At 70.4% G+C, this 5,458-nt stretch carries 4 protein-coding genes; 2 read left to right on the forward strand and 2 right to left on the reverse strand.

Annotated features, from left to right (window positions below; genetic code table 11):
• Window positions 1-70 precede the first annotated feature (70 nt).
• On the forward strand, window positions 71-721 hold the full coding sequence (locus ACWGH4_RS30420) for an alpha/beta hydrolase (protein WP_453466575.1): 651 nt from the start codon (window positions 71-73) through the stop codon (window positions 719-721).
• A gap of 59 nt (window positions 722-780) precedes the next feature.
• Here ACWGH4_RS30420 and ACWGH4_RS30425 read toward each other — a convergent pair whose 3' ends face one another.
• Together ACWGH4_RS30425 and ACWGH4_RS30430 are read right to left on the reverse strand one after the other, a co-directional pair.
• Window positions 781-1,437: an MBL fold metallo-hydrolase gene (locus ACWGH4_RS30425; RefSeq protein WP_453466570.1), complete on the reverse strand. Its 657-nt coding sequence runs from the start codon at window positions 1,435-1,437 to the stop codon at window positions 781-783.
• A gap of 10 nt (window positions 1,438-1,447) precedes the next feature.
• Window positions 1,448-2,131: a maleylpyruvate isomerase family mycothiol-dependent enzyme gene (locus ACWGH4_RS30430; RefSeq protein WP_453466572.1), complete on the reverse strand. Its 684-nt coding sequence runs from the start codon at window positions 2,129-2,131 to the stop codon at window positions 1,448-1,450.
• Between the two features lie 195 nt (window positions 2,132-2,326).
• Between ACWGH4_RS30430 and uvrA the strand changes: the two genes are divergently transcribed.
• Window positions 2,327-5,299: an excinuclease ABC subunit UvrA gene (gene uvrA, locus ACWGH4_RS30435; RefSeq protein WP_453466574.1), complete on the forward strand. Its 2,973-nt coding sequence runs from the start codon at window positions 2,327-2,329 to the stop codon at window positions 5,297-5,299.
• The last annotated feature ends 159 nt before the right edge of the window (window positions 5,300-5,458 follow it).

The raw sequence follows: 5,458 nt of genomic DNA on the forward strand, positions 1-5,458 counted from the left end.
GTCGTCCGTTCCCGGCGTCTCGTACCGTGACCCACGACAACACCCGGCCGGGACAAGGGATGTGACCGCCATCGCCGTACGGACGGACGCGAAGGAGCCGCTGCCCGCGCTGCGGCTGTACCGGGCCGCCCAGGAGCCGCTGGCCGCCGTCCTGCTGTTGCACGGAGGCCGCGCCGACGCACTGGAGCCACCGCCCGCCCTCAACCTCCCGCTCGCGCGGATGAAGCCGTTCGCGCGGGCCATAGGCCGTGCCACGGCCGGTCAGCGTGTGGCGCTCGGCCGGGTCCGCTACGGCCACCGCGGCTGGAACGGGGAGCGCGCGGACGCGGCCCGTGACGCCCGCCTGGCTCTGGAAGAACTGGCCACGCTGACCGGGGCGGTGCCGACGGTCCTGGTGGGCCACTCCATGGGCGCGCGGGCCGCCCTGCACGCGGCGGGACACCCGCAGGTGAAGGCGGTCGTCGGGCTCGCCCCCTGGTGCCCGCCCGAGGACCCGGTCGACCACCTCGAAGGCAGGACCGTGGTACTGCTGCACGGCGACCGCGACCGGATCACCGACCCGGCGGAGACCTGGGCGTTCGCCGCACGGGCGCGAGCGGCGGGCGCCGACGTCCGCGAACTGCCGGTGCCCGGCGGCGACCACGCGATGCTCCGCGGCGCGGCCGGCTGGCACGCGCACACCACACGCCTGGTGCTCGAACTGCTCGGCACCGCCGGCTGACCGAGCTTGTGGGGACAGGCTCCGCGCCGGCCGTGGGGCCGGCGGGGAGCCCGGCGGCCTCACCAGCCGCGTGCGCGCCACTCGGCCAGGTGCGGACGCTCCTCGCCCAGACTGGTGTCCTTGCCGTGCCCCGGATAGACCCATGTCTCGTCGGGGAGACGGGCGAACAGCTTCTCCTCCACGCCGTCGAGCAGGCTCGCGAACGCCTTCGGATCGTCGTGGGTGTTGCCCACACCGCCCGGGAACAGGCAGTCACCGGTGAAGACGTGCGGGTGGCCGTGCGGGTCGTCGTAGACGAGCACGATCGAGCCCGGGGTGTGACCCACCAGGTGACGGGCGGTCAGCTCCACGCGTCCCACCCGGATCGTGTCGCCGTCGTCGACGGGCACGTCGGTGGGGACGGGGATGCCGTCCGCGTCATGACGCCCGGCGTAGGTGCGTGCGCCGGTCGCCCGCACGACCTCCTCCAGCGCCTGCCAGTGGTCGCCGTGCCGGTGCGTGGTCACGACCGCGGCGATGGAGTCGTCACCGATCAGCTGCAGCAGCGTGTCCGGATCGGCCGCGGCGTCGATCAGCAGCTGCTCGCCGGTGGCCCGGCAGCGCAACAGATAGGCGTTGTTGTCCATCGGTCCGACCGCGACCTTGGAGATCATCAGGTCGGCGAGTTCGTGCACGTCCGCCGGGCCGCCGACCTTCACCGCTCCGCTGTATGTCATGCGTCTCAGCCTATAGCGGGGGCAGTACGGGCAGCGGGCCTCCGGCGCACTCCAGGGCCGAGCCGTCACGGCGGCCGGACAACCAGCCCAGGACGTCGGCGGGGGAGCCGGAGACGGTGACCGGCGTCCCCTCGGAACCGCCCGTCCGCCACTCGCCGCCGGAGGCGAGGATCGTGGTCGGCGGCACATCGGAGCGGCCGCTCCAGCGCTCTGCCAGGAACTCGGTCTCCCGCTCGGTGAAGTCCTTCGGCAGGTCCTCCAGCTCGTAGCCGGCTGCCAGGTCGACATGGTGCAGCTCGACCTCGACGAGGCGGCGGAACGGGACCCGGGCGGCCCGGTCGGTCACGCCGTTGCGCAGCTCCACCGTGCGCTCCCAGTCGCCGGAGGCGCGGCCGGCCTCCTGGAAGCGTTCTGCGGAGGCCCGCAGGTCGTCGAGCTGCTCGGGGAGCGAACGGGGCGCGTCGCGCTCGATGTCGGCGTCGCGCGCCTCACCTGTGACATACATCGGCCGGCCTTCGAGAACATTTACGAGCGCGTCGGCGTTACGGGAGATATGGGCCAGTACGTGCCCGCGGGTCCAGCCCGGCAGCCGTGACGGTCCGGCCACGGCCGCGTTGTCCAGTCCGGCGGCTGCGGTGAGGAGCCGGTCCGTCGCTTCACGTACAGAGCGCAGGTCGCTCACAGGATCGATCATGAGGTCGACCCTAGCCCCGCCCACTCGATCGGGTGAAGGTCTCGACCGACGGCCTGAAATCGAATGCGCGTGCTATACGCTCGGTGGAGGCATCCTTGAAAGTCAGGCATTCATCTTCTGGCGGCCCCCTAGGCTGGGAATCAGCCTCGGACGGGGGCTGTGCCTCCGCTTCTACTCAGAAAGGTGCGGACCGGCGTGGCCGACCGTCTCATCGTTCGTGGCGCTCGCGAGCACAACCTGAAAAACGTCTCGCTCGACCTCCCGCGTGACTCCCTCATCGTGTTCACCGGGCTCTCGGGGTCTGGCAAGTCGTCCCTCGCGTTCGACACGATCTTCGCCGAGGGGCAGCGTCGGTACGTCGAGTCGCTCTCCTCCTACGCCCGGCAGTTCCTCGGACAGATGGACAAGCCGGACGTCGACTTCATCGAGGGCCTCTCCCCGGCCGTCTCGATCGACCAGAAGTCGACCTCGCGCAACCCGCGCTCCACGGTCGGCACCATCACCGAGGTCTACGACTATCTGCGTCTGCTGTTCGCGCGCATCGGCAAGCCGCACTGTCCCGAGTGCCGCAGGCCCATCTCGCGCCAGTCGCCGCAGGCGATCGTCGACAAGGTGCTCGAGCTGCCCGAGGGCAGCCGCTTCCAGGTGCTCTCGCCGCTGGTGCGCGAGCGCAAGGGAGAGTTCGTCGACCTCTTCTCCGACCTGCAGACCAAGGGCTACAGCCGGGCGCGGGTCGACGGGAAGACCATCCAGCTCGCCGAGCCGCCCACGCTGAAGAAGCAGGAGAAGCACACCATCGAGGTGGTCGTCGACCGCCTCACCGTGAAGGACTCCGCCAAGCGCCGGCTCACCGACTCCGTCGAGACCGCCCTCGGGCTCTCCGGCGGCATGGTCGTGCTCGACTTCGTCGACCTCCCCGCGGACGACCCCGAGCGCGAGCGGATGTACTCGGAGCACCTGTACTGCCCGTACGACGACCTGTCCTTCGAGGAGCTCGAGCCCCGCTCCTTCTCCTTCAACTCGCCCTTCGGCGCCTGCCCCGACTGCACCGGCATCGGCACGCGCATGGAGGTCGACCCCGAGCTGATCGTCCCCGACGAGGAGAAGTCCCTCGACGAGGGTGCGATCCACCCCTGGTCGCACGGCCACACCAAGGAGTACTTCGGCCGCCTGATCGACGGGCTCGCCCAGGCACTCGGCTTCTCCACGGACATGCCCTGGGCCGGGCTGCCCGCCCGCGCCAAGAAGGCCCTGCTCCACGGCCACAAGACCCAGCTCGAGGTCCGCTACCGCAACCGCTACGGCCGCGAGCGCGCCTGGACGACCCCGGCCTTCGAGGGGGCCGTGCAGTTCGTCAAGCGGCGGCACTCCGAGGCCGAGAGCGACTCCAGCAGGGAGCGCTTCGAGGGGTACATGCGCGAGGTGCCGTGCCCCACCTGTGAGGGCACCCGGCTCAAGCCGATCGTCCTCGCGGTCACCGTGATGGAGAAGTCCATCGCGGAGGTCTCCGCGATGTCCATCAGCGAGTGCGCCGAGTTCCTCGGCCGCCTCAAGCTGAACGCCCGCGACAAGAAGATCGCCGAGCGGGTCCTCAAGGAGGTCAACGAGCGGCTGCGCTTCCTCGTCGACGTCGGCCTGGACTACCTGTCGCTCAACCGCGCCGCCGGCACCCTGTCCGGCGGCGAGGCCCAGCGGATCCGGCTCGCCACCCAGATCGGCTCCGGCCTCGTCGGTGTGCTCTACGTCCTCGACGAGCCGTCCATCGGTCTCCACCAGCGGGACAACCACCGGCTGATCGAGACCCTCGTCCGCCTGCGCGACATGGGCAACACGCTCATCGTCGTGGAGCACGACGAGGACACGATCAAGGTCGCGGACTGGGTGGTCGACATCGGCCCCGGCGCGGGTGAGCACGGCGGCAAGGTCGTGCACTCCGGGTCGCTGAAGCAGTTGCTGTCCAACAAGGAGTCGATCACCGGGCAGTACCTGTCCGGGAAGCGGTCCATCCCGACCCCGGAGCTCCGCCGCCCGGTCGACCCGTCGCGCAGGCTGACCGTGCATGGCGCCCGGGAGAACAACCTCCAGGACATCGACGTGGCGTTCCCGCTCGGCGTCCTCACGGCCGTCACCGGGGTCTCCGGATCCGGCAAGTCGACCCTGGTCAACGACATCCTCTACACCCACCTCGCGCGCGAACTGAACGGCGCGAAGTCGGTGCCGGGCCGGCACACCCGCGTCGACGGCGACGACCTCGTCGACAAGGTCGTCCATGTCGACCAGTCGCCCATCGGCCGCACCCCGCGGTCCAACCCGGCGACGTACACCGGCGTCTTCGACCACGTCCGCAGGCTCTTCGCGGAGACGATGGAGGCCAAGGTCCGCGGCTATCTGCCCGGCCGGTTCTCCTTCAACGTCAAGGGCGGCCGCTGCGAGAACTGCTCCGGCGACGGCACCATCAAGATCGAGATGAACTTCCTGCCGGACGTTTACGTCCCGTGCGAGGTCTGCCACGGAGCGCGGTACAACCGCGAGACGCTGGAGGTCCACTACAAGGGCAAGTCCATCGCCGAGGTCCTGGACATGCCGATCGAGGAGGCGCTGCACTTCTTCGAGGCCGTCCCGACGATCTCCCGCCATCTGCGCACCCTCAACGAGGTGGGACTCGGTTACGTGAGGCTCGGCCAGTCCGCGCCGACGCTGTCGGGCGGTGAGGCGCAGCGTGTGAAGCTGGCGTCCGAACTGCAGAAGCGGTCCACCGGCCGCACGGTGTACGTCCTGGACGAGCCGACCACCGGTCTGCACTTCGAGGACATCAGCAAGCTGATCAACGTCCTGTCCGACCTCGTCGACAAGGGGAACTCGGTGATCGTCATCGAGCACAACCTCGATGTCATCAAGACGGCGGACTGGGTCGTGGACATGGGCCCGGAGGGCGGCAGCGGCGGCGGCCTGGTGATCGCGGAGGGCACACCCGAGCAGGTCGCGGGCGTCCCGGCGAGCCACACCGGCAAGTTCCTGCGCGACATCCTTGACGCGGACCGGATCAGCGACGCGGGGGCGGCGGTGCCGGCGGCGCGTAAGCCGGCGAAGGCGGCGAAGGTGGGGGCGTCGGCGTCGGTGGCGAAGCCTGCGAAGAAGACAGCGGCACGGGCGGCGCGGAAGGGGTGACGACGGTGGGGGCCGGTCTGCTGCATCGGGCCGTTTCCCCACCCCGCCCCTTCCCGGACCGGGGGCTCTTCCCCCTACGCCTGGCGGCGTGGGGGGACCCCCACCGGGCCCCCGCGCCTCGAATGACGGCGAGGCTGAAGTTGCCGGGCAACTTCAGCC

The sequence above is a fragment of the Streptomyces sp. NPDC054847 genome (assembly GCF_053610925.1).

Coding starts and splice junctions, on each gene's coding strand:
- ACWGH4_RS30425 (WP_453466570.1), bottom strand. CDS start 1,437: ATGACATACAGCGGAGCGGTGAAGGTCGGCGGCCCGGCGGACGTGCAC.
- ACWGH4_RS30430 (WP_453466572.1), bottom strand. CDS start 2,131: ATGATCGATCCTGTGAGCGACCTGCGCTCTGTACGTGAAGCGACGGAC.